At 70.7% G+C, this 22,308-nt stretch carries 21 protein-coding genes; 8 read left to right on the top strand and 13 right to left on the bottom strand.

Annotated elements, in window-relative coordinates; translation table 11 throughout:
- Position 1: 1 nt before the first annotated feature.
- The 3 genes from ON26_RS12705 to ON26_RS12715 form a co-directional block, all read right to left on the bottom strand.
- On the bottom strand, positions 2–862 hold the full coding sequence (locus tag ON26_RS12705; protein ID WP_040796288.1) for a TIGR03619 family F420-dependent LLM class oxidoreductase: 861 nt from the start codon (positions 860–862) through the stop codon (positions 2–4).
- 73 nt (positions 863–935) lie between these two features.
- Complete coding sequence (locus ON26_RS12710; protein ID WP_040796289.1) at positions 936–1,310, bottom strand: carboxymuconolactone decarboxylase family protein; 375 nt, start codon at positions 1,308–1,310, stop codon at positions 936–938.
- Between the two features lie 243 nt (positions 1,311–1,553).
- Entirely contained in the window at positions 1,554–3,017 is a 1,464-nt protein-coding gene (locus ON26_RS12715; protein ID WP_040796290.1) for a dihydrolipoyl dehydrogenase family protein, read from the bottom strand.
- Positions 3,018–3,403: 386 nt separating this feature from the next.
- On the opposite strand from ON26_RS12715, the gene ON26_RS12720 reads away from it, so the two are divergent.
- The 6 genes from ON26_RS12720 to ON26_RS12745 are packed head-to-tail and all read left to right on the top strand — an operon-like array spanning position 3,404 to position 9,214.
- Positions 3,404–4,609 carry a cytochrome P450 gene (locus ON26_RS12720; RefSeq protein WP_040796291.1) on the top strand — a complete coding sequence of 402 codons (1,206 nt, stop codon included), beginning with the start codon at positions 3,404–3,406 and terminating at the stop codon, positions 4,607–4,609.
- Complete coding sequence (locus ON26_RS12725) at positions 4,610–5,410, top strand: SDR family oxidoreductase (protein WP_040796292.1); 801 nt, start codon at positions 4,610–4,612, stop codon at positions 5,408–5,410.
- Positions 5,407–5,631, top strand: a complete 225-nt coding sequence (locus tag ON26_RS12730; RefSeq protein ID WP_040796293.1) for a ferredoxin — start codon at positions 5,407–5,409, stop codon at positions 5,629–5,631. Before ON26_RS12725 ends, ON26_RS12730 begins: the two co-directional genes overlap by 4 nt.
- Positions 5,631–6,863 carry a hypothetical protein gene (locus ON26_RS12735; protein WP_040796294.1) on the top strand — a complete coding sequence of 411 codons (1,233 nt, stop codon included), beginning with the start codon at positions 5,631–5,633 and terminating at the stop codon, positions 6,861–6,863. The genes ON26_RS12730 and ON26_RS12735 overlap by 1 nt, the downstream gene beginning before the upstream one ends.
- Positions 6,864–6,884: 21 nt before the next feature.
- Positions 6,885–7,976, top strand: coding sequence for an NAD(P)H-dependent amine dehydrogenase family protein (locus tag ON26_RS12740; RefSeq protein ID WP_040796295.1), 1,092 nt, complete (start codon positions 6,885–6,887; stop codon positions 7,974–7,976).
- An 11-nt stretch (positions 7,977–7,987) separates the two neighbouring features.
- Positions 7,988–9,214, top strand: coding sequence for a cytochrome P450 (locus ON26_RS12745; protein ID WP_040796296.1), 1,227 nt, complete (start codon positions 7,988–7,990; stop codon positions 9,212–9,214).
- Here ON26_RS12745 and ribA read toward each other — a convergent pair.
- The 10 genes from ribA to cyp51 form a co-directional block, all read right to left on the bottom strand.
- A complete protein-coding gene (ribA, locus tag ON26_RS12750) occupies positions 9,205–10,485 on the bottom strand; it encodes a GTP cyclohydrolase II (RefSeq protein ID WP_051027005.1) in 1,281 nt (426 codons plus the stop codon). The genes ON26_RS12745 and ribA overlap by 10 nt on opposite strands.
- Positions 10,482–10,967 (bottom strand): flavin reductase family protein, encoded by a 486-nt coding sequence (locus tag ON26_RS12755; RefSeq protein ID WP_040796297.1) that lies wholly within the window; start codon positions 10,965–10,967, stop codon positions 10,482–10,484. Before ON26_RS12755 ends, ribA begins: the two co-directional genes overlap by 4 nt.
- Complete coding sequence (locus ON26_RS12760; protein WP_040796298.1) at positions 10,964–11,485, bottom strand: NADPH-dependent FMN reductase; 522 nt, start codon at positions 11,483–11,485, stop codon at positions 10,964–10,966. The genes ON26_RS12755 and ON26_RS12760 overlap by 4 nt, the downstream gene beginning before the upstream one ends.
- Positions 11,482–12,204 carry an isochorismatase family protein gene (locus ON26_RS12765; protein ID WP_051027006.1) on the bottom strand — a complete coding sequence of 241 codons (723 nt, stop codon included), beginning with the start codon at positions 12,202–12,204 and terminating at the stop codon, positions 11,482–11,484. Before ON26_RS12765 ends, ON26_RS12760 begins: the two co-directional genes overlap by 4 nt.
- A gap of 11 nt (positions 12,205–12,215) precedes the next feature.
- The gene (locus ON26_RS12770; RefSeq protein ID WP_051027007.1) at positions 12,216–13,706 is read right to left on the bottom strand and encodes an MFS transporter; all 1,491 of its coding nucleotides are present in this window, start codon (positions 13,704–13,706) and stop codon (positions 12,216–12,218) included.
- A complete protein-coding gene (locus tag ON26_RS12775; RefSeq protein ID WP_040796299.1) occupies positions 13,699–15,348 on the bottom strand; it encodes an amidase in 1,650 nt (549 codons plus the stop codon). The genes ON26_RS12770 and ON26_RS12775 overlap by 8 nt, the downstream gene beginning before the upstream one ends.
- The gene (locus tag ON26_RS12780) at positions 15,345–16,277 is read right to left on the bottom strand and encodes a carbon-nitrogen hydrolase family protein (protein WP_040796300.1); all 933 of its coding nucleotides are present in this window, start codon (positions 16,275–16,277) and stop codon (positions 15,345–15,347) included. Before ON26_RS12780 ends, ON26_RS12775 begins: the two co-directional genes overlap by 4 nt.
- 71 nt (positions 16,278–16,348) lie before the next feature.
- Complete coding sequence (rutA, locus tag ON26_RS12785; RefSeq protein WP_040796301.1) at positions 16,349–17,431, bottom strand: pyrimidine utilization protein A; 1,083 nt, start codon at positions 17,429–17,431, stop codon at positions 16,349–16,351.
- A gap of 134 nt (positions 17,432–17,565) precedes the next feature.
- Entirely contained in the window at positions 17,566–18,591 is a 1,026-nt protein-coding gene (locus ON26_RS12790; RefSeq protein WP_040796302.1) for a LacI family DNA-binding transcriptional regulator, read from the bottom strand.
- A gap of 47 nt (positions 18,592–18,638) precedes the next feature.
- The gene (cyp51, locus tag ON26_RS12795; RefSeq protein ID WP_040796303.1) at positions 18,639–19,997 is read right to left on the bottom strand and encodes a lanosterol 14-alpha demethylase; all 1,359 of its coding nucleotides are present in this window, start codon (positions 19,995–19,997) and stop codon (positions 18,639–18,641) included.
- Positions 19,998–20,177: 180 nt separating this feature from the next.
- Here cyp51 and ON26_RS12800 point away from each other — a divergent pair, with 180 nt between their 5' ends.
- Both ON26_RS12800 and ON26_RS12805 read left to right on the top strand, forming a co-directional pair.
- Entirely contained in the window at positions 20,178–21,242 is a 1,065-nt protein-coding gene (locus tag ON26_RS12800; RefSeq protein WP_040796490.1) for an MCE family protein, read from the top strand.
- Between the two features lie 117 nt (positions 21,243–21,359).
- Positions 21,360–22,244: an SDR family NAD(P)-dependent oxidoreductase gene (locus ON26_RS12805; protein WP_085999000.1), complete on the top strand. Its 885-nt coding sequence runs from the start codon at positions 21,360–21,362 to the stop codon at positions 22,242–22,244.
- The last annotated feature ends 64 nt before the right edge of the window (positions 22,245–22,308 follow it).

The raw sequence follows: 22,308 nt of genomic DNA on the forward strand, positions 1-22,308 counted from the left end.
TTCAGTGTCCTTCCCCGGCCGGTACGGCCAGCTTGGCGGCGAGGCGCTCGAGGTAGGCCCGCACCTGGTCCTCGGGCTTATCGGGCAAACCGTACAGTACGTCGGTCACCCCCGCAGCGGCCCAATCCGCGAGGCGTTGCGCGTCCGGCTTGATGTCCAGCGCCACCACCCGCGGTGCGCCCTCGCGGCCCGCTTCGCGCCAGATCTGTTGCAGCAGTGCGAGACGGTCGGTGATGTCGGTTTCGCCCGGTGTGGTGATCCACCCGTCGGCGGACCTCGCGATCCACCGGAAGGTCTTCTCGGTGCCGCCCGCGCCGATCAGTACCGGCACGTTCTTGCGCACGGGCTTCGGCCACGCCCAGCTCGGGCCGAAGGACAGGAACTCGCCGGAGTACTCGGCCTCGTCGTCGCGCCACAGCGCGCGCATGCCCTCCAGGTATTCGCGCAGCACGGTCCGGCGCTTGCCCGCGGGTACCCCGTGATCGGTGAGTTCGTCGGTGTTCCAGCCGAATCCGGCGCCGAGCAGGACGCGGCCGCCGGAGAGGTGATCCAGCGAGGCGATGGTCTTGGCCAGGGTGATCGGATCGCTCTCGGTGGGCAGCGCGACCGCCGTGGCGAGCTCGATGCGCTCGGTGACCGCGGCGGCCGTCGCGAGCGCCACCCATGGGTCGAGGGTGCGCATGTAGCGGTCGTCGGGCAGCGAGGAATCGCCGGTGCCGGGATGCGCGGCCTCGCGCTTGACCGGGATGTGGGTGTGCTCGGGGACGTAGAAGGAGTGGAAGCCGTGGTCCTCGGCGGCCCGTGCCGCCGCGGCGGGGGTGATACCGCGGTCGCTGGTGAAGAGGACGATGCCGTAGCGCATGATCGCTGCCTTGTCTGTGCGTGATCCCCGGCCCGGAGGCGGAATGAGTCGATCGGCCGGGCGGAGAGGTGGGTCAGGCCTTCTCGAGTGCGGCGGAGACGACCGCGTCGAGCCCCGCGCCGGGCTCGGAACCGAGGTGCTCGCCGAGGAACCGGGCGGCCTCGCGCAACTGCTCCGGGCTCAGTTCCTCGTTGTGCAGGGCCGCCCCCACCTGGATCCCAGCGACATCGAACAGCCCGCCCGCCGCCAGCGCGCCGAGCAGCAGCAGCCTGCGGTCGCGCAGGGTGAGTCCGGGGCGCGACCAGATCCCCGCGAAGAGGTGGTCGGCGGTGATCGCGAACAGCTCGTCGGGACCGTCGGCGAAGTCGAAGCCGTAGACCTCGCCCATCTTCGCCAGCCCGCGCGCCCTCGTCTCGGACTGCTGCTCGGCCGGTTGCGTCCCGCTCATGACCGCGTGTCCGGCACGAAGACGGTGCTGTGGGAAGAACGCCGCATGCGTGGCTCCTCGAACTCGATCGTGCGAACGGTCTGCCGCGGCCACCGCGGCGGGCCCTTCCGAACTGTCTGGACAGGTGTTCGGAATATAGTCCGATTCGATCGTGGATCGCAAGAACGTGTTCCTGTTTTGCGTGTTCACCGTACCCCGGCGGGAGGGCGCGCGGGTGGGTCGCGGGCGCGGCTCGCCCGGCACTCAGGCGCCTGCCCGCGAATATCGTTCGTCGCGATAGGTTTCCAGCAGCCGCAGCCAGATCTCGCTGATCGTCGGGAACGACGGTACGGCGTGCCAGAGCCGGTCGAGCGGGATCTCGCCGGTGACCGCGACGGTGGCCGAATGCAGCAGCTCGGCCACGCCGGGCCCGGCGAAGGTGGCCCCGACGACGACGCGACGGCGCGGGTCGACGAGCAGTCGGGCGCGGCCGCGATAGCCGGGGTCGTACTGGATCGCGCCCGAGACCCTGCCGAGGTCGTAATCGACGACGTCGACCTCGAGCCCGGCGCGCTCGGCGTCCTCGGCGGTGGGGCCCACGGCGGCGATCTCCGGATCGGTGAACACGACCTGCGGTACGGCCAGCCGGTCGGCGGTGCCCGCGTGCGGTCCCCAGTCGGCGGTGTCGACGGCGCGTCCGCGCGCCCGGTCGGCGATCACCGTGCCCGCGATGCGCGCCTGGTACTTGCCCTGGTGGGTCAGCAGCACCCGGTGATTGACATCGCCCAGCGCATACAGCCATTCGCCGTCGACCCCGGTCGCGGTGAAGGTGTCGTCGGTGTCGATCCACTTGCCCGGGGTGAGGCCGACGGTCTCCAGGCCGATGTCGTCGGTACGCGGTGCCCGCCCGGTCGCGAAGAGCAGTTCGTCGGTGATGAGGTGGGTGCCGTCGCCGAGGGTGACGTCGATGCGATCGCCCGCCCCGCCCGCCCGTTCCGCGGAGCTGACAGTCGTGCCGAACCGCAGGCTCACCCCCGCCTCCCGGAGCCGCTCGGCGACCAGATCCGAGGCGAAGGGCTCGATGCGGGGGAGCAACCGGTCGCCGCGTACGACGACGGTGACCCGTGAACCGAGGCCGCGCCACGCGGTCGCCATCTCCGTGGCGACGACACCGCCGCCGACCACGACCAAGCGGCTCGGCACATGGCGCGCGCTGGTCGCCTCGCGGCTGGTCCAGATCCGCACGCCGTCCAGTCCGGGCAGTGGCGGCACAGCGGCGCGCGAGCCGGTGCACACCGCGACGGCATGGCGGGCGGTCAGCCGGATCCGCCCCTCGGGCGTCTCGACCGTCACCTGCCGCGGCCCGGCGATCCGGCCCGTGCCGCGCACGAGTGCGACGCCCGCGGACTCGAGCCATTCGACCTGGCCCTGGTCGTTCCAGTCGGCGACCATGCTGTCGCGGTGCGCGAGCACGGCGTCGGCGTCGGCCGGGCCGGCGAGGATCGAGTCCACTCCTGGCATGCGGGCGGCCTCGGCGCGCAACAGCACCGGACGCAGCAGCGCCTTGCTGGGAACGCAGGCCCAGTACGAGCACTCGCCGCCGACCAGTTCGGATTCGACGACGACGGTGCTGAGGCCGGCGGCGGCAGTCCGGTCGGCGACGTTCTCGCCCACCGGGCCCGCTCCGAGCACGATGACGTCACAGCTCCGGGCGATTTCGTCTGTCATGACTGCGCTTTCGGGACGGAGTGGTCAGCGGCCGGTGGCGCGTCGAGAGGAGTCCGGCGCGCACCGGCCCCTGCTGTCGGGGTCGTGAAGGCAGCGCAACAACCGTAGTCCGCGGCCTCGCGATGTGCCGGGTGACGCGCGGCGCGACCGTCCGCGAGGCCGGGCATCGAGCGGGAACGTGTTCTGATCCAGGCGTCCGTGACCGGTTGCGGCGAATGTCATGCGTGGCGGCGCGGCGAGGGGTTTCATGGAATCGTTCGCGGTGCCCATTGTTATGGAATGGTGTCGATGGTACTGTCCAGACACATGTCCAGCTATCTGTCTCCACGGTGCGTCACGGGGATGCCCGGCGGGAAGAACCTGTTACCGAAATGGGGGTCCGTGCGATGACCGCGGCGTCGGTGGAACCGTTGACATTCGATCCCTACGACTACTCGTTCCACGAGGATCCGTACCCGATCTACGCCCGGCTGCGCGCCGAGGCGCCGCTGTACCACAACCCCGAGCTGGGCTTCTGGGCGTTGTCCCGGCACGCGGATGTCACCGCGGCCTTCCGCGACGCGGGCCGGTTCTCCAGCGCCAACGGCGTCTCGCTCGACCCCGCCGCCTGGGGCCCGCACGCGCACCGCACGATGTCGTTCCTCGCGATGGACGATCCGCGGCACATGCGCATGCGCAAGCTGGTCTACAAGGGCTTCACCCCGCGCCGTGTCGCCGAGATGGAAACACGGATCAGGGAGATCACCCTGGACTACCTCGGCCCCGCGCTCGAGCGCGGCAGCCTCGACTGGATCGACGACTTCGCGGGCAAGCTCCCGATGGACGTGATCTCGGAATTGATGGGCGTGCCCGAGTCCGATCGCGCCGAGGTCCGGCGGCTGGCCGATCTGGTGGTGCACCGCGAGGACGGCGTGCTCGACGTACCCGACGCGGCGATCGACGCCTCGCTGCGTCTGGTCGGTTACTACGCCGACATGGTGAAGGACCGGCGGGTGCGGCCGACCGACGATCTGACCTCGGCGCTGCTGGATGCCGAGATCGACGGCGACTCGCTGTCCGACGACGAGATCATCGGCTTCATGTTCCTGATGGTGGTCGCGGGCAACGAGACCACCACCAAGCTGCTCGGCAACGCGGTGTACTGGGCGGCGCGCAACCCGGCCGAGTTCGCGAAGGTCGTCGCCGATCCGGAGCGGGTGCCGGACTGGGTGGAGGAGACATTGCGCTACGACACCTCCAGCCAGATGGTGGCGCGCTGCCCCACGGTCGACATCGAACTGCACGGCGGGGTCGTCCCGGCCGGCTCGAAGGTGCTGCTGCTCATCGGCTCGGCCAACCGGGATTCGGCGGCCTTCGACGAGGCCGACAGCTACCGGCTGGACCGGACCGACACCAGCGCCCTGGCCAGCTTCGGCGCGGGCGTGCACTTCTGCCTCGGCGCGCACCTGGCGCGACTGGAGGCCGATGTCGCGCTGCGTGAATTCGTCACGCGGGTGCGCGATTACGAAGTCGTGAGCGCGGGCGTCGAGCGGGTGCACTCGACCAATGTGCGCGGCTTCGCCCATCTGCCGATCACCGTGGAGGTGCGCTGAATGCCTCGTTTCGAACCCAACCCGACGGTCCGCCCCGCCCTGATCGCCGGCGCGTCCTCGGGCATCGGCGCCGCGACCGCGGTGGCGCTGGCCCAGCTCGGCCATCCGGTCGCCCTGGGCGCGCGCCGGGTGGAGCTGTGTGAGGAACTGGCCGGCAAGATCCGGGCCGACGGCGGCACCGCCCTCGCGCACAAGCTCGATGTGCTCGACGGCGATTCGGTCGACGCCTTCGTCGCCGCCGCCGAGGCCGCCCACGGGCCCACCGAGATGCTGGTCTCCGGCGCGGGCGACATCGAGTTCGGCTCGGTCGGCGAGATGGACCCGGCGGATTTCCTGAAGCAGGTGCAGGTGCACCTGGTCGGCGCGCATCGCATGGTGCATCGGGTGCTGCCGGGCATGCTCGAGCGTCAGCGCGGCGACATCGTGCTGATCAGCTCCGACTGCGCCGACCTGCCGCGTCCGCAGACCGGCGCCTACAGCGCGGCCAAGGCCGGTGTCGAGGCGATGGTGCGGCAGATGCGGATGGAGCTGGAGGGCACCGGCATCCGCGCCTCCCTGGTGCGTCCCGGCCCGACCCAGACCGGCATGGGCCTGACCTCGCCCGCGGAGAAGGTCGGGCCGATGCTGGAGGCCTGGCAGGAGTGGGGCTTCGCCCGGCACCCGTACTTCCTGCGCGCCTCGCAGCTGGCCGACGCGGTGGTCGCGGTGGTCAGCGCTCCGCGCGGGGCGCATCTGGTGCTGGTCGAGGTCCAGCCGGAGGCGCCGATCAAGCCGCGTCCCGCCACCGGGGACGCGCCGTGAGGATCGTCGTCGACCTGGATCTGTGCCAGGGCCACGCCGCCTGCCAGGCCGAAGCGCCCGGCATCTTCACCGTGCCCAAGCGCGGACAGGTCGAGATCCTCGATCCAACGCCCGGTCCGGACCGGCGCGAGGACGTCGCGAACGCGATCCGCTACTGCCCGACCCAAGCGCTCTCGCTCGTCGACGACGAGTCCGACGCCCACCCGAAAGGCGCGAAGTGATGGCCTTCCGGTCGCTGTCTCGCGAGACCCTGGCCGCGCTGGTGCCCGAACTGCTGCTGTGCGGGCACCTCATCGACCGCTGCGGCATGGCGTACACCATCGCAGCCTTCGGCCGGGAGGGCATGGCGGGCGTGGCGATCGAGGAATGGCAGACCGCCAGCCCCGTCTACACCCGGCGTATGCAGCGCGCGCTGAACTTCGTGGGTGACGGCGTCGACACCATCTTCAAGGGCATGCAGCTCGAGATCGGCGCCCCGCCGCAGTTCATGGACTTCCGGTACCGGGTCCACGACCACGATCACGGCGAGTTCTGGCTGGACCACTGCGGCGCGCTGGCCGATGTGGAGCCGATGGGCGAGGAGTTCGTCGTGGCGATGTGCCACGACATCGAGGACCCCACCTTCGACGCCACCGCCCTGGCGACCAATCCGCACGCGCGGGTCCGCCCGGTGCACCGCCCGCCGCGGGTCCCCGCCGACCGGAAACCGGTGTGCGCGTGGACGGTGACCATCGACGCCGCGCACGAGCCGCCGCCGATCCCGCCGAACTCCGACCTGCTGGCGGATTCGGCTGCCGCGCAGACGGTTCTGGAGCCGATCGACCCGGACGACGAGGGGCAGGGCGACTATTCCGGCCCGTTGCTCAGCGATCTGCGCTTCGGCGACTTCTCGCATTCGGCGCTGGCGCGCATCGCCGAGGAGGTGTGCCTGCAACAGCACCTGCTGACGCTGGGCTTCCGCATCGCGGTGCGCGCCAGGACCGGCGAGGCCGAGGCGATCGACATCGTGCGCAAGCAGTTCACCGGGATCGCCGGCCTCACGGCCGAGCGGTTGCGCCGCTGCCTGGGCGTCGGCGACGACGGTGCCGGGCTGGCGGCGGTGCTCGCGGTCCATCCCGCGCTGAACCCGGTCGCCTACACCGGTATCGAGGTGACCCGCGACGGCGAGGGCGTGTGTCTGCACATCCCGGCCGAGAGCGGCGCGCAGGCCGACGGCACCTGGCTCGCCGTGCTCGAGGTCGACGATCTCGCCCCGCTGAACGCTCTCGCCCGTGGCGTGAACCCGCGCTATGTCGCGACCGCCGCTCGAGCGGCCGACGGTCTCACGATCGACTTCGCGCCGGCCGACAAGCCTTTCCAGGAGGCGTCGGAGGTGGCCGTCACCCGGTTCAGCACCGGCGCCGACTTCACCTTCGCAGATCGCGGGAAGCCGCTGCCGCTCACCGTGCTGTGAGCGTCGACCGGTAGGAGTCGAATGTCGAAGACGGGCAACAAGATCCGGGTGATCCAGTGGGCCACCGGGGGAGTAGGCCGGGCCGCCATCGAGGCCGTGCTCGACCACCCCGGCCTCGACCTGGTCGGGGTCTGGGTCCACAGCGCGGACAAGAACGGCGTGGACGCCGGCGCGCTGGTGGGGCGCGCCGACACCGGCGTGCGCGCCACCACCGACGCCGAGGCGTTGCTGGCCGTGCCCGCGGACTGCGTGATCTACAGTCCGCTCCAGGCCGACACCGCGGTCATGCGGGCCATCCTTGCCTCGGGTAAGAACATCGTCACCCCGCTCGGCTGGTTCCATCCGCCGGGCAGGCAACGCGAGAAGTTCGACGCGGTCTGCCGGGAAGCCGGAGTCAGCCTGCACGGCACCGGCATCCATCCCGGCGGCATGACCGACGAACTGCCGATCGTGCTCTCGGCCTTCTCCGGCTCGATCACCGAGGTCCACGCGCACGAATACTCCGACATCCGCACCTACGCGGCGCCCGACGTGGTGCGCGACTGGATGCGCTTCGGCGCCACGCCGGCGGAGGCCACCGGCGGATTCATGGCGGGCATGCTGGCGGGCGGCTACGGGCAGTCGGTGCGGCTGGTCGGCGAGATGCTCGGCATCGATCTCGACGACGACCTGCGCACCGTGCACGAGGTCGCCGTCGCCACCGCGCCCATCGACTCGCCGATCGGCCCGATCCAGCCCGGACGCGTTGCCGCACAGCGCATCCGGTGGCAGGGCACCGTCGACGGGAATCCGGTGGTGACCGTCGGCGTGAACTGGCTGATGGGGGAGAAGGACCTCGACCCGGCCTGGGAGTTCGGTCCCGCCGGACAACGCTACGACATCCGCATCGTCGGCGACCCCGGCGCGCACGCGGTGATCACCGGCATGCATGCCGAGAGTGCCGCGGCCGCGCTGACCCGCCACCCCGGCATCGTGGCCACCGCCATGCACTGCGTGAACTCGGTCCCCGCGGTGGTCGCGGCGGAACCGGGTGTGCGCACCTATCGCGACCTGCCTCTGCTCGGCGGATTCGCGCATCCCAGCATCGCCACACATTCCAGGAGACCGAATTGAGCGAGACAGGCATGAGCTCACCGCTGCTGCCGGCGGGCTTCGACTTCACCGATCCCGAACTCTGGGGAGACCGCAGGCCGGTGGCCGAGTTCGCCATGCTGCGCCGCACCGCGCCGGTGTGGTGGAACGCCCAATCCGACGAGGACTCCGGCGGCTTCCACGACGGTGGCTACTGGGTGGTGAGCAAGCTCGCCGACATCAAGGAGATCTCGCGCAACCCGGAGGTCTTCTCCTCACAGCTCAAAGGCTCGATCATCCGGCTGCCCGGCGACATCACCCCGGCCCAGATGAACGAGACCGGCGCGCTGCTGCTGAACATGGATCCGCCCAAGCATTCCAAGATCCGCCGCATCATCTCCAAGGGCTTCACCCCGCGCGCGGTCGAGAGCCTGCGCGCCGCGCTCACCGAACGCGCCGAGCGGATCGTGTACGAGGCGAAGAAGGCGGGCAGCGGCGATTTCGTGGAACAGGTCGCCTGCGAGCTGCCGTTGCAGGCGATCGCGGAACTGCTCGGCGTACCCCAGGAGGATCGGCGCAAGGTTTTCGACTGGTCGAACCAGATGCTCAACTACGACGACCCGGAATTCGGTGATCCGGCGATGGCCTCGGCCGAAGTCCTCGGCTACGCCTGGAACATGGCCGAGCAACGCCGCGCCTGTCCCGCCGACGACATCGTCACCGAACTGATCCAGGCCGACATCGACGGCGAAGCGCTGGCCTCCGACGAGTTCGGCTTCTTCGTCATCCTGCTGTCGGTGGCGGGCAACGAGACCACCCGCAATGCCATCACCCACGGCATGAAGGCGTTCGTCGACTTCCCCGAGCAGTGGGAGCGATTCGAGGCCGAGCGCCCGCGCACCGCACCCGACGAGATCGTGCGCTGGGCGACGCCGGTGACGGTCTTCCAGCGCGCCGCCACCCGCGACGTCGAACTCGGCGGTCAGCTCATCCGCGCGGGTCAGCGGGTCGGATTGTTCTACGGCTCGGCCAATTTCGACGAAGACGGCTTCGCGGAGCCGTTCGCCTTCGACATCGGCCGCAATCCGAATCCGCACGTCGGCTTCGGTGGCACCGGCACCCACTACTGCGTCGGCGCCAACCTCGCCCGCCTCGAGATCGACCTGATGTTCAACGCCATCGCCGACGCCATGCCGAACCTGCGCGAGTTGTCCGCGCCGGTCCGGCTGCGCAACGGCTGGATCAACGGCATCAAGAGCTGGCAGGTGGCCTACGAGTAGCCCGAGGCCTCCTGTTCGGCGTCCTCGCCCGCCGGACCGGCGATCCGGGCGCTGGTCGCCGCGGGCAGCAGGTGCCCCATCTTGCGGCGCTTGGTGTCGAGGTACCGGACGTTCGCGGGTGCCCGGCCGACCACCAGGGGCAGCCGCTCGGTCACCGCGACACCGTGGGATCGCAGGCCGGCCACCTTGTCCGGGTTGTTGGTGAGCAGCCGCACCGAGCTCACCCCCAGATCGCGCAGCATCGCGGCCGCGCCGCCGTATTCGCGGGCGTCCGCCGGTTCACCGAGGGCCAGGTTGGCGGTGACGGTGTCGTAGCCCTGGTCCTGCAGCCGGTAGGCGGCCAGCTTCTCCAGCAGTCCGATGCCGCGGCCTTCGTGGCCGCGTAGGTACACCAGCACACCGCCCTCCTCGGCGATCCGCGCCAGCGCCGCGTCCAGTTGCGGGCCGCATTCACACCGTTGGGAGCCGAACGATTCGCCGGTCAGACATTCTGAATGCACCCGGACCAGCGGATCGCCGCCGAGTTCGCCCGCGCACAGGGCGATGTGATCGGCGCCGGTCTCGTTGTCGCGATAGCCGACCGCCCGGAACATGCCGAACCGGGTGGTCAGCGTGCTCTCGTCCGCGCGGGTGACGCGGGCGGGCGCCGCGACGGCGTGGACGGGGACCGGCCGGGCGCGCCGGTAGGCCACCAGTTCGGCGATGGTGAGCACCGGCAGAGCGAACCGGGCGCCGAGCTCTTCGATACCGGGCATCCGCATCATGGTGCCGTCTTCGGCGACCAATTCGGCGATGACGCCGACCTCGGGCAGCCCGGCGAGCCGGCACAGGTCGACCGCGGCTTCGGTGTGCCCCGGCCGTTCGAGGACCCCGCCCGGTCGAGCACGCAGCGGCAGGATGTGACCCGGACGGATCAGATCCCGGCGGGTGGTGGCCGGATCGGCCAGTGCGCGCAGGGTGGTGGCGCGATCGGCGGCGCTCACCCCGGTGGTGACGCCGTGCGCGGCGTCCACGGTGACCGTGTACGCGGTGCCCCGGGGATCCTGGTTCGTCGCGACCATGGCGGGCAGGCCGAGTGCGTCGGCGCGGTCGCCGGTCATCGGCGCGCACAGCAGGCCGGTCGTGTGGCGCACCGTCCAGGCGATCCACTCCGCGCCCACATCGTGGGCGGGAAGGATGACATCGCCCTCGTTCTCGCGGTCCTCGTCGTCGGCGACGAGCACCGGCCTGCCCGCCCGCAGCGCCGCCAGCGCGGCCGCCACCCGGCTCACGAGGCCACCTCCAATCGGCGGAAAGCGCTGCGGTGGAAGACGATCGGCTCCACCTGTTCGTCGGCGTGCAACTCCTCGACGCGCAGCACCACGATGGCGTGGTCGCCCGCCGGGATCGAACGCTGCACGCTGACCTCCATGCGCACGGCGGTCCCGTTCACGAACACCGCGCCGCCGGGCCGGGTGTCGATGTCGAGCCCGGCGAAGCGATCGCCCTCCTTGGCCGCGAGCGCGCGGGCGGCGAGATGGTGTCCGTCGCTGAGCACGCTGACGCCGAGCCGGGGGACCTCGGCCAGCTTCGGCCAGGTCGTGGAGGTGTTCTGTACGCAGAACGCGACCAGCGGCGGGTCGAGCGAAACCGGGACGAAGGTGCTGGCGGCCATGCCGATCGGGGCGCCGTCCCGGTGCGCGCAGATGGCGACCACGCCGGCGGGGACGTGGGCGAAGGCCCTGCGCAGGCCGCGACTGTCGAATCCGGTCATGTTCGTGCCTCCGTCTGTGCCCGCTGTGCGGTGGCGGCCGCACGCAGGACCGGAGCCCAGCGTTCGGCGTATGCGGTGATGCGGTCGTCGGTGGTGTAGGTGGAATCGCCCAGATACAGGCCGGGCGCGGGAGTGATGGCGCCGAGTTCGACGAGTACCGGCTTGAGCAGCAGGTCCGGCGCCATCGCGTGGGCGGGTCCGGCACCGAGCATGAGCGGAACGACCACCACGTCGCGCAGCCCGTCACCGGTGGGGAACTGGTCGAGGAACAGCTTGAGCACCCCGGTGTAGGTGGCTTTGAATGTCGGACTGGCCACGATCACCAGGTCGGCCTCGCGCACGATGCGCACGGCCTCGGCCACGCCCTCGTCACCCCAGCCGAGCAGACCGGCCCCGAGGGTGATGACGTCGACGACCGCGTCCGGCGGTGATCCGGTGATCGCGGAGGCGACCAGCGTCGCGGCGTCGAGGGTGCGGGACGCCGGTTTGGGATTACCCGCGACGACTACGGTTCTCATGCGACTACCTTTCTGCCCGCCGCAGCGGGCGCGGAATCGGTGGACAGGCCGGCGAGATAGGTTCTCGCCTGGGCGAGCGACCACACGTCGGCCATCTTGGCCGCCATGTCGAAGAGGTTGGCTTCGTGGACGCGCCGGTCGCGGTCGCCGACGGCATCGGCCACCACGATCGGCACGAAGCCGTGCTGCATGGTGTCCAGCGCCGTGGCCCGGACGCATCCGCTGGTGGACAGCCCGGCGATGAGCACGGTGTCCACCCGCAGCGCGGACAGATGCGATTGCAGGGTGGTGCCGAAGTAGGCGCTCGGATAGTGCTTGGTCAGGCGCAGTTCGTTCGGCAGCGGTGCGAGTCCGTCGATGAACTCCGCGTACGGGCTGCCCGCGCAGAACGCGCGCAGCGAGGGGGACTTACGGAAGAACACCCCCGCGTCGGCGCCGTCCGCGCGCAGCCGGACCTCGGTGACGATCACCGGGATGCCGGCGGCGCGGGCGGCTGCGAGCAGGGCCCGCATCGCCTCGACCGGTTCCTCCGCACCGGCGTAGAGCGAGCACTCCGGGTCGATGTAGGCGCGGGCGGGATCGACGAGGACCAGTGCGGGGCAGTGACCGGCTCCCAGTTGCCCGCCGAAGCCCGCGGCGGCGTAGTCGGCGTCGAGGTCGTCGGTCGCGCGACCGCGGGCGAGCGCGCCGGTGTGTACGGCATCATCGGTGGGGGACATCGGCGGAACTCCTATCGACGGGCGGTGGTTTCGGGGACACCGGTCGTTTCCGGTGCGGAGTCGGCGACGACGAGCGCGGGCATCCGACCGCGGCGCGGGAAGAACAGGCAGACGATCAGCCCGAGCACCGAGATGGCGGCGAACAGCAGCCCGACCAGCCGCAGATTGCCGACGAAGGTTGCCAGTTGCGCGGTGTCCACGCCGCTGAGCGTCCCGCCGAAGGCCGCGCGCCTGGCCTGTTCGTCGAGCCCGACGGTCGCCACGGCCAGCGCGATGGCCGAACTGAACAGGTAGCCGACGTTCTGCAGAGTCGAACGCAGGCCGTTGGCGATGCCGCGTCGTTGCGCGGGGGCGGTCAGCATCAGCGCGCTGGTGCTCGGGGTCATGAACAATCCGGTGCCCGCGCCGAGTACCGCCAGCCACGGCACCAACGGCCACAGCGTCGTCGCGTCGTCGGCGAGGCTCAGCGCGACACCCACCGAGCCGATCGCGTTCAGGCCCATGCCGATCGCGGCCAGCTCGCGCGGGGCGAAGCGCTGCATGAGCCGCCCGGTGGCCGCCGCGGCGACCACGGTGCCCAGGGCGATGGGCACGACGAGCAGCCCCGCCTGCGCCGGATCGAGCCCGCCGCCCTGGCCGTAGAGCGAGATCATGATGACGGTCGCGTAGGTGGCCACGGCATTGAGCAGGGCGGCGACCAGTACCAGGGTGACCGCGCGGTTGCGGAACAACTGCACGTCCACCAGCGGATGGGGCCGGCGTAGTTGCACCGCGACGAACCCGGCGGCCGCTCCCAGCGCCACCGCTGAGCTAAGCCAGGGGGAGACCGGGACATCGGCGGACAGTGCCAGCACCGCCGCCGACAGCGCGACCGTCGACAACACCGCCCCGACCGCGTCGAACCGTTCCCCGGCGCCGCGCTGCCCGGCTGCCCGGGGAACGACGAGCGCCGAGGCGATCAACGCGATCAGGCCGAATGGCAGGGTCAGCAGGAAAAGTCCGCGCCACCCGGCGATCGCGGTCGCCACGCCGCCGACCACCGGGCCGATCACCTGTGCGAGGGCGGCGATGGTCGCGTTCCAGCCGAGCGCGCGTCCGAGCTGCCCGGGCGCGAAGGTGTCGGTCAGCAGCGCGGTGTTGTTGGTGACGAACGCCGCGGCGCCGACGCCCTGCAGCACGCGCGCCGCGATGAGCATCCAGGGCGAGAACGACAGCGCGCACAGGGCGGTCGCCACCGTGAACAACCCGATCCCGGCGAGATAGAGCGGACGGCGGCCGACGAGGTCGGCGATCCGGCCGAAGACCAGGATCAGCGCGGTGGTGACCAGCATGTAGCCGAGCACGATCGCGGTGGAGTGCGCGGGGGAGGCGTCCAGTTCGCGTGCGATGGTGGGTAGCGCGACCGTCAGGCCGCTCATGTTGATGAAGATCGCGACCACGCCGAAGCTCGCGGCGGCGAACACCCGCCACGGCCTGACCGCGTTCGCCTGCTGCTCAGACATCGGCGTGCCGCTCGTGATGGGAGGTCACCGACTGCACGGCGGCCGCGACGCGCAGGCAGAGGTCATCGGCCCACGGCCTGCCCGCCAGTTGCGCCCCGACCGGCAGTCCGCCGGAGGATCCGGCGGGCAGCATGACGGCCGGGAACCCGAGGTAGTCGAAGACGGCGGTGTTGCGGCCGATGATCGACTGCATGGGGTAACGGGCGCCGTCGATGTCCACGGTGGCGTCGGACAGTCGCGGCGCGGTCGCGCCGATTCCCGGCGTCAGCAGCACGTCCGCGCCCGCCGTGTCGAACGCCGCGAGCGCTGCCCGCTGGGCCGGAGCACGCAGGCGAAGGGCGCGCAGATAGTCGACGGCCGAGGGCACCGTCCCCCGGGCGATCCGCACCTGGGTGCCGATGTCGAAGCGGGCGAAGTCGGCGAGCGCGGCCTCCTGATTGGCGGCCAGTTCGCTGGTCAGCACCACGAGGAAGGCGTCGTCGATGGCCGCGATGTCGGGAATGTCGAGCGCGACGACGCGCGCCCCGAGAGCGCGGACCGTCTCGACGGTCGCCTGCCAGGCGGCCAGCACGCCGCCGTCGCACAGGTCGGTGAACCAGCTACCCGGGATGCCGACGGTGACCCCGTCCAGGCGAGCGGGCCCCGGTGTTGCGCCGGTCGTGAGATGGCGGCCGAGGGCCGCGGCGACGGGCGCGGGCGCGGTGCACGGATCGCTGCCGTCCGGTCCGGCGAGTACGGCGAGCACCGTCCGCAGATCGGCGGCGCTGCGCGCCATCGGGCCGACGTGATCGAGGGTCCACGACAGCGAAGCGACCCCGGTGCGCGGCACCAGGCCGTAGGTCGGTTTGATGCCGGTCAGATTGCAGAACGCGCTCGGTACGCGGATCGAGCCACCGGTGTCGGAGCCGAGGGCGAGGGGGACCAGCCCGGCGGCCAGCGCGCCCGCCGAACCGGTGGACGAGCCGCCCGTCCAGCGGTCCCGGTCCCAGGGATTGGTGACCGTTCCGTAGCGGGCGTTACGCGGTGCGCCACAGGCGAATTCGGTGGTGGCGGCGATCAGCACGGGAATCGCGCCGGCGGCGCGCAACCTGGCGACCACGGTGGCGTCGGCCGCGGCGATCCGGTCGCCGGTGGTCAGCGAGCCCGCGGTCACCGGCGTGGCGGCCACGTCGATGATGTCTTTGACCGCGAACGGAATACCCTCGAGCGGCCGGGGCGTGCCCGCGCGCCACCGCAGATCCGCGGTGGCCGCGGCCTCGTCCGCACCGCCGACGACGGCGAGGATCGCGCCGCCGGTCAGGGCACTGTCGGCCCATCGCCGCCGCAGGTGCGCCAGGAGCTGGGAGGGGGTGATCGTGCCGTGCGCGAAGGCGTCGAGCAGATCGAGCACGCCGAGCAGGTGCGGCGGTCGATCGGCAGGCGCCGGTGCCGGAGCCACGACAGCGGGATCGGGGACCGGCAGCCCGGCGAGCAGGTGCGGCGAATCGGCGGGCTCGGTTCCCCGACTCGCGGGGGACGCCGGGAGCGGCCGGGTGCGCGCACGATCCAGCACCGGGGTCATGTCGGCCCGTGCGCGGGGGAGCAACTCGGCGAGCGAGCCGACCGCTGCTCTGGTCAGATCGGGATAGTCGACGGCGCTCATGCGGCCTGCCCGGGGCGTGTCGCCGCGTTCGCGGTGAGGTCGGCCAGCAGGCGCACCACATCCGGACGACGGTCCCGGCCGAGCGGCAGTCCCGCGCGCGCGGCCGACACCGCGTCGAGGTCGAGTCGGCAGCGCAGGATCGGGCCGGCGCGATGGGCGGGGGCCTGGGCGACGACGGTGCCGTCGGGGGCGATCACGCAGGACAGCCCGAAGTAGTCGACGGTCGCGCCGTCGAGCGTCTCGGGACCCGCGCGATTGACCGCGACCACCCACATCTGCGATTCCATTGCGCGGGACTGCAATTCGGCCAGGAACAGCGCCTCCCTGGTGCCCAGGGAGGAGACCACCGCGAGCATCACCGTCGCCCCGAGAGCGCGGGCCACCGCCCAGTTCTCGGGGAAACTGCGGTCGTAGCAGATGACGCAGCCGAACCGCACGCCGCCGAGTTCGACCGTGGCCGGTGCGGGACCGGGGCTGAAGTATCGCTTCTCGTCGATCCGCACGTCGCCGACGAGGGAGCGTGGGAGCGAGAGTTTGCGATAGGCGGGCAGCGTCGAGCCGTCGGGGGCATCCCACCGGAGCGGATGTCCCTCGGCGTCGATCACGACCACGGAGTTGTACGTCGTGCCGTCGGCCGCGCGTTCGAACATGCCGAAGGCGATGGCGCAGCCGAGTTCGCGGGCGAGCGCGCCGAAGACCTCGGTGGTGTGACCGGGCACAGGCTGCGCCCAGTCGCCGCGATCGGTCCCGTCGCCCCCGCAGAAGTAGGGGGTGGTGCTCAGTTCCGGCAGCACGACCAGGTCGGGGACGGCGCCGGAGGCGTCCGGTGCGGCGGCCGCGGTGATCAGCTCGCTCAGCACGGCGAGATTGCCCGCGAGATCGTCGGTCATGCCGCCCGCCTGGACGAGCGCGACAGTCGTTGTGGCCATGGGGCGCCTTCCCTGGAATGCGGATGAGAGTGGTCGGGGGAACGGGCGCCCGGCCCGCTCCCCCGGGGGGATCACGCCGCGATCTCGCCGGTGGTGCGGCTGGTCATCAGCGGCTGGATACGGGTGCCGAAGGCGTCGATGCCCGCGACGAAATCGTCGAAGGTGAGCATGATGCCCTTGATGCCGGGCACCGCGGCGACCTCGTCGAGCATCGCGGCCACCGTGGCGTACGAACCGACCAGCGTGCCCATGTTCATGTTCACCGCGCCCTCGGGCGCCGAGATCGTCTTGGCCGTCGATCCGTCGGCCGCGGTGACGTCCTGCGCGGACTGACCCGACATCCAGGCCAGCGCCTCCATGTCGGCGTTGTCGTGGTAGTCCTGCCACTTCGCCTGGGCCGCCTCGTCGGTCTCGTCGGCGATGATCATGAACAGCGCCAGTGCCCCGACATCGCGACCGGTCGTCTTGGCGGCGGCAACCAGTTCCGAGGTGGTATCGGCGATCGCGGTGGGGGTGTTGACGCCGACGCCCATCACGAAGTTGAAATCGGCCATCTCGGCGGCGAACTTCATGCCGTTCTTGGACTGGCCCGCCGCCACGATCGGCACCGCACCCGCCGCGGGCCGCGGGGAGAGCACGCAGTCGTCCATCGTGTAGTAGTCGCCCTTGAAATCGCTGACCCCGTCGGCCCACAGCTGGCGCATGACGGTCACGTACTCGGTGGCCTGGGCATAGCGGTAGCCGAAGTACTCGTCGCCGGGCCACATGCCCATCTGCGTGTATTCGGCAGGCGCCCAGCCGGTCACGATGTTGACGCCGAACCGGCCCGGCGCGATGGACTCGATCGTCGAGGCCATCCTGGCCACCAGGGCGGGCGGCAGGGTGAGGATCGCGGTGGAGGCGAACAACTTGATGCGCTCGGTCACCGCGGCCAGTCCCGCCATCAGCGTGAACGACTCCAGGTTGTGGTCCCAGAACTCGGTTTCGCCGCCGAAGCCCTTGAGCTTGATCATCGACAGCGCGAAGTCGAGGCCGTATTCCTCGGCCTTGGTGACGATGGTCTTGTTCAGTTCGAAGCTGGGCTGGTATTGCGGTGCGCTCTTGCTGATGAGCCAGCCGTTGTTGCCGATCGGAATGAATACGCCGATGTCCATGTCGTCCTCCAGACGGATGCGGGATCGTTGCCTGTGACGCTGTGCGGCACTGCCTCCGCGTCATGACTTCGAATGTATTCAGGGCGCGTTTCCGGAAAAGTGCACGGTTGTAACGGGATCGTTGCCTCAGGTAACTATCTGCTTGCGGGACCGCTGCTGCCGCGCGCGACCAACTCGACGGCGAAGTTCCGATGCACCGGGGCGCCCGCGGCGCCGTCGATCCGGGCCAGCAGCAGCTCGGCCGCGGTATAGGCCATCTCGGCCAGCGGCTGACGCACCGTCGTCAGGTCGAAGATCGCCCACGCGGAGATGTCGAGGTCGTTGTAGCCGACGACGGACAGATCGCCGGGCACCGACAAGCCCAGCCGCTTCACCGCGTCCAGCGCGCCGTAGGCGACGAAGTCGGTGGCGCAGAACACCGCGGTGGGTGGCTGTCCCCGGGTCAGCAGATCGGTCGCGCCCGCGATGCCGGTGTCGGCGTGGATCGGCCCCCGCACCACCAGGGATTCATCGATCGGGGCACCGCGCTCGGCCAGCCGGTCGCGCAGACCGGACTCGCGCAACTTCACCGAGGAGTTGTCCAGCGGGCCGGTGATCAGGCCGATGCGTCGGTGCCCGAGATCGAGCAGGTGGTCGGCCACCAGCGCGCCGCCGCGCACATTGTCGGAGGTCACCCGGTCCACGCGGCCCGCCTGGCTGCCGTCCACATCGCGATTGAGGATCACCAGCGGAATGCCGCCGTCGATCAGTTCCGGCACCACCGGCGAGTCCAACCGGGAGGAGATGAAGACCACGCCGTCGACCAGGCCGCCGCGCAAGGCGCGGATATCGCCGTCCTGCTTGCTGCTCTCGGTCCGGTCGCTCATGATCAGCACCCGGTAGTCGTCACGCGCGAACCGGTCCTGCAAGGCGTTGAACAGTGTGGGATAGGACGGATTGCGCATATCGCCGCTGATCACCGCGATCGCGGCCGAACGCCGGGTGATCAGGCTGCGCGCGGTGATGTGCGGGACGTAGCCCATCTCCTCGGCCAGCGCCCGGATCCGCGCCCTGGTCTCCGGGGTCACGCGCGGGTCGTCGCGCAGGGCGCGCGACACCGTCGACTGCGACAGCCCCGCCCGCCGCGCGACGTCGTAACTGGTCACCGTCCTGTTGCGCACGCTCGGAGTCTAGGTCGGCGCGCTCACGCCCGGGCGGGCGCGGGCCGTCAGGCGGTCGCGGCGCGGCGGCGGTAGCGGACCCGGCACGGCTGGGCCAGCTGCACGACCATCTTGGAGTGGTCGTTGCGGTAGCTCTCGGAGGGCTGTGTCATCTCGAACTCCCAGTCCCGCAACAGGATCGAGAAGATCGCCTTGAGCTGCATGAGCGCGAACGCCGCGCCGACGCAGCGGTGCCTGCCCGCGCCGAAGGGGATCCAGGTCCAGCGATTCACCAGATCGGCCTGGTTCGGGTCGATGTAGCGGCCCGGATCGAAGGCGTCCGGATCGGGGAAGTCCTCGGGCAGCCGGTTGGAGATCGCCGGTGTCGCGGCCACGTGATCGCCCTTGGTGATGTGGTGCCCGCACACCTCGAAATCGCCCTGGGCCACGCGCATCAGGATGATGAGCGGCGGATGCAGCCGCAGGGTCTCCTTGAGCGTCGCCTCCAGCAGCGGGATCTGGCGCAGCGCATGGAAACTCACGTCCTGGCCGTCGGTGTAGATCTCGTCGAGCTCGGCCGTCACCCGGCTCAGCAGCTCGGGATGGCGCAGCAGTTCGATGACCGTCCAGGCCGCGGTCCCGGAGGTGGTGTGGTGGCCCGCGAACATCATCGAGATGAAGATGCCGGTGATCTCGCTGGCCGAGAAGCGCGGGCCGCCGTCGTCGCCGGGGACCGAGACCAGCACGTCGAGCAGGTCGCGGTCGGCCTTGTCGGTGGGCGGGTCGGCCGCGCGCTGATCCATGATCTGCTGCACCAGTTCGACCAGCGCGGCACGCGCTTCGTCACGCTTGCGGAAGCTCTCGATCGGGGCATAGGGGTCCACATAGGCCAGGGCGTCGGTGCCCTGCTCGAGCTCGTGGTAGAGCTTGGCGAACCGCTCGTCGAGTTCATTGCGGAACTTCACCCCGATCAGGCACGACGAGGAGGTGTAGATGGTGAGCTCGGCGAAGAACTCGAGCAGGTCGATCTCGCCCTCCTCGCTCCAGGTCGCCAGCATGCGCTCGACCTCGGCGGAGATGGTGCTCGCGTGCCCGCGCATCTGCTCGGCGCGCAGGGCCGAATTGTGCAGCATCTCCTTACGGCGCTCCGGACTCGCGTCGAAGACCACGCCGTCGCCGAAGATCGGCTTCATGAACGGGTAGGCCGCCGCCTGATCCATGTCCTCGTCGCCGGCGCGGAAGAAGAACTCGTTGGCCTCGGCGCCGCTGAGCAGGATGACCTGCTTGCCCGCCAGCTCGAACGCGCCGACGTCGCCGCACTCGTCCCGGACGCGCCGCATGAGGGCGATCGGGTCGGTGCGGAACTCCTCGAGGTGCCCGTGTTCGTGCTCCCCGCCGGAGACCCGCTGTGGTTTCACCAGAGTCATCGGAATTCCTTCCACAGATACCTGTCCAATTCGCGTGATGGACACGTGTCTGGACAGTACTATGACGAACTGGAACCCGGCAAGAGTCGCGCCTCGACCGCGCATCGGCAGTCTCGCGAGAGGTGAACAGTGGACCCACGCCAGCGCACTCACCCGAAACGGCACTCCGACCTGCGCGGTCTGTGGCGGATCCTCCGTCTGAAAGTGGCCGGTCTGGCGTTCGTCGCTGCGGGCGTGGCCGTGGTGCTGCTGGCGCTGTCGGCGTTCACCGGGCGGTTCCAGGAGACCGCCGAGGTGGCCGTGGACCGGGTGCGCCTGACCTTGGCGCTCGATCCGGCGCTGATGCGCACGGTGCCGGAGAACGCGCTGGTCGACATCCGTTCCACCGCGGTGTTCGGCGCGAAGTACATCAACTTCGTCGACCCGCCGCAGCCGTCGTCCACTCCGCTGAGCGAAGGGGCGCTGATCCGCGCCGACTCGGTCACCGTGGAGTTCAACACCCTGTTCCAGCGGCTGTCGACGATCTTGTCGCGCATCGAGCCCTCGAAGTCGAACGCGACGCTGGCGGCCCTCGGTCAAGCGCTGCAGGGTCGCGGTGAGAAGCTGGGTGAACTGCTGGACGGTGCCGATGCCTATCTGCGCGAGATGAATCCGACGCTGCCCACCCTGCGCGCCGATCTGGCCGCGAGCGCCCAGGTCACCGACCTCTATGCCGACACCGCGCCGGATCTGCTCCGCACGGTCGACAGCGCCACCGTCACCTCGGCGACGATCGCCGAGCGCACCGCCGACTTCGACGGGGTGCTGCTGAACGTCACGGGCTCGGCGGGGACCGTGCTGACCGAGAACGAACGGAACCTCGCCGACTCGCTGGCCCTGCTCGCCCCCACCACGGCGCTGCTGCAGCAATACCGTCCGGCCCTGCAGTGCGTGATCAACGGTGTCGTCTCGGTATTGCCGCAGGGCGAGGCCATCTTCGGTGGCAACCAGCCCGGCGCGGCCTTCAACACCGACTTCATGTTCGGCGCCGAGCCGTACAAGTACCTACAGGACCTGCCGAAGGTGAACGCGACCGGCGGTCCGAGCTGCGCGGGACTGGTCGACCGGGTGCCGGGTTCGCACGCCGACTACGTCGTGACCGACACCGACGAGGGCATGCCGTTCGTGCCGTCCACCTCGAGCCGCTGGATCCACGATCCGCAATCGGTCTTCGAGGTCTTCTTCGGCGAGTTGCTCGGCCGATGAGCGCCACGGGCGGAGGGACGTGAACGACGACAGCCGCGACCGCCGGTCGCGGCTTCGGACAGCTGCGGCGGAGCCCCGCGGCAGCGAGTATGTGGCGGCGAGGAGTGTGACCCGCGAATGAGCGAACCGGGATCGATGCGCGCGGCGGTGGTGATCGGCGGGTCGAGGGGAATCGGCTTCGAGGTCGCGGCCGCACTCGCGCGGGCGGGTGCGGGCGTGGTCGTGAACGGCCGCGAGCCGGCCGCCGTGGACGAAGCGGTGGCCCGGCTGACCGGTGCCGGTCACCGCGCGGTCGGCGTCGCCGGATCGGCGGCCGAGGAGGAGATCGCCGAACGCGCCGTGGACTCGTGTGTCGCGGCGTTCGGCGCGATCGACGTGCTGGTGAACTGCGCGGGCACGGCCGAACCCGAGGGCTCCTCGATCCTGAACGTGACCGCGGCACAGTGGCGTTCGCTGCTCGACGCGCACCTGACGACGGTCTTCGCCACCTGCCGCGCGGCCGCGCCGCACATGGTCGCCCAGGGCGGCGGGTCGATCGTGAACACCAGTTCCTTCGCCTATCTCGGTGACTACGGCGGCACCGGCTACGCGGCGGGCAAGGGAGCGGTGACCAGCCTGACGCTGGCCGTCGCCGCGGAGTTGAAAGAGCACGGCGTCCGCGCCAACGTGGTGTGCCCCGGTGCCCGGACCCGGCTGTCGAGCGGACCGGACTACGAAGCGAAGATCCGCGAGCTGCACCGGCGCGGTCTGCTCGACGAACTGTCCGCGCGGGGCGCGCTGGACGCGCCGCCCGCCGAGTACGCCGCCCAGCTGTACCTGTTCCTCGCCGGGCCGCGCGCCCGTGCGGTGACCGGCCAGATCTTCATCGCCGCGGGCAATTTCGTCGGCCGCTTCGATCGCCCCACCCCCTCGATCCTCGGCTACCGCGACCACACCGACAGCCCGCCGTGGGACCTCGACGAGCTGGAACGCATGATCACGCCCGACCGGGCACGCCGATGAGCGCCGACCGGGATCCGGACGGCGCGCGGGACACGGCCGACACACGGCACTTGCGGCGCGAGGC

The organism is Nocardia higoensis NBRC 100133, from assembly GCF_000308595.1.
In the GTDB taxonomy this organism is placed as follows: domain Bacteria; phylum Actinomycetota; class Actinomycetes; order Mycobacteriales; family Mycobacteriaceae; genus Nocardia; species Nocardia higoensis.

What these genes read in the sequence shown, in the direction of transcription:
- ON26_RS12705 (WP_040796288.1), bottom strand. Translation starts at nt 862, where the DNA reads ATGCGCTACGGCATCGTCCTCTTCACCAGCGACCGCGGTATCACCCCC.
- ON26_RS12710 (WP_040796289.1), bottom strand. Translation starts at nt 1,310, where the DNA reads ATGAGCGGGACGCAACCGGCCGAGCAGCAGTCCGAGACGAGGGCGCGC.
- ON26_RS12715 (WP_040796290.1), bottom strand. Translation starts at nt 3,017, where the DNA reads ATGACAGACGAAATCGCCCGGAGCTGTGACGTCATCGTGCTCGGAGCG.
- ON26_RS12720 (WP_040796291.1), top strand. Translation starts at nt 3,404, where the DNA reads ATGACCGCGGCGTCGGTGGAACCGTTGACATTCGATCCCTACGACTAC.
- ON26_RS12725 (WP_040796292.1), top strand. Translation starts at nt 4,610, where the DNA reads ATGCCTCGTTTCGAACCCAACCCGACGGTCCGCCCCGCCCTGATCGCC.
- ON26_RS12735 (WP_040796294.1), top strand. Translation starts at nt 5,631, where the DNA reads ATGGCCTTCCGGTCGCTGTCTCGCGAGACCCTGGCCGCGCTGGTGCCC.
- ON26_RS12740 (WP_040796295.1), top strand. Translation starts at nt 6,885, where the DNA reads ATGTCGAAGACGGGCAACAAGATCCGGGTGATCCAGTGGGCCACCGGG.
- ON26_RS12745 (WP_040796296.1), top strand. Translation starts at nt 7,988, where the DNA reads ATGAGCTCACCGCTGCTGCCGGCGGGCTTCGACTTCACCGATCCCGAA.
- ON26_RS12755 (WP_040796297.1), bottom strand. Translation starts at nt 10,967, where the DNA reads ATGACCGGATTCGACAGTCGCGGCCTGCGCAGGGCCTTCGCCCACGTC.
- ON26_RS12760 (WP_040796298.1), bottom strand. Translation starts at nt 11,485, where the DNA reads ATGAGAACCGTAGTCGTCGCGGGTAATCCCAAACCGGCGTCCCGCACC.
- ON26_RS12765 (WP_051027006.1), bottom strand. Translation starts at nt 12,204, where the DNA reads ATGTCCCCCACCGATGATGCCGTACACACCGGCGCGCTCGCCCGCGGT.
- ON26_RS12770 (WP_051027007.1), bottom strand. Translation starts at nt 13,706, where the DNA reads ATGTCTGAGCAGCAGGCGAACGCGGTCAGGCCGTGGCGGGTGTTCGCC.
- ON26_RS12775 (WP_040796299.1), bottom strand. Translation starts at nt 15,348, where the DNA reads ATGAGCGCCGTCGACTATCCCGATCTGACCAGAGCAGCGGTCGGCTCG.
- ON26_RS12780 (WP_040796300.1), bottom strand. Translation starts at nt 16,277, where the DNA reads ATGGCCACAACGACTGTCGCGCTCGTCCAGGCGGGCGGCATGACCGAC.
- rutA (WP_040796301.1), bottom strand. Translation starts at nt 17,431, where the DNA reads ATGGACATCGGCGTATTCATTCCGATCGGCAACAACGGCTGGCTCATC.
- cyp51 (WP_040796303.1), bottom strand. Translation starts at nt 19,997, where the DNA reads ATGACTCTGGTGAAACCACAGCGGGTCTCCGGCGGGGAGCACGAACAC.
- ON26_RS12805 (WP_085999000.1), top strand. Translation starts at nt 21,360, where the DNA reads ATGAGCGAACCGGGATCGATGCGCGCGGCGGTGGTGATCGGCGGGTCG.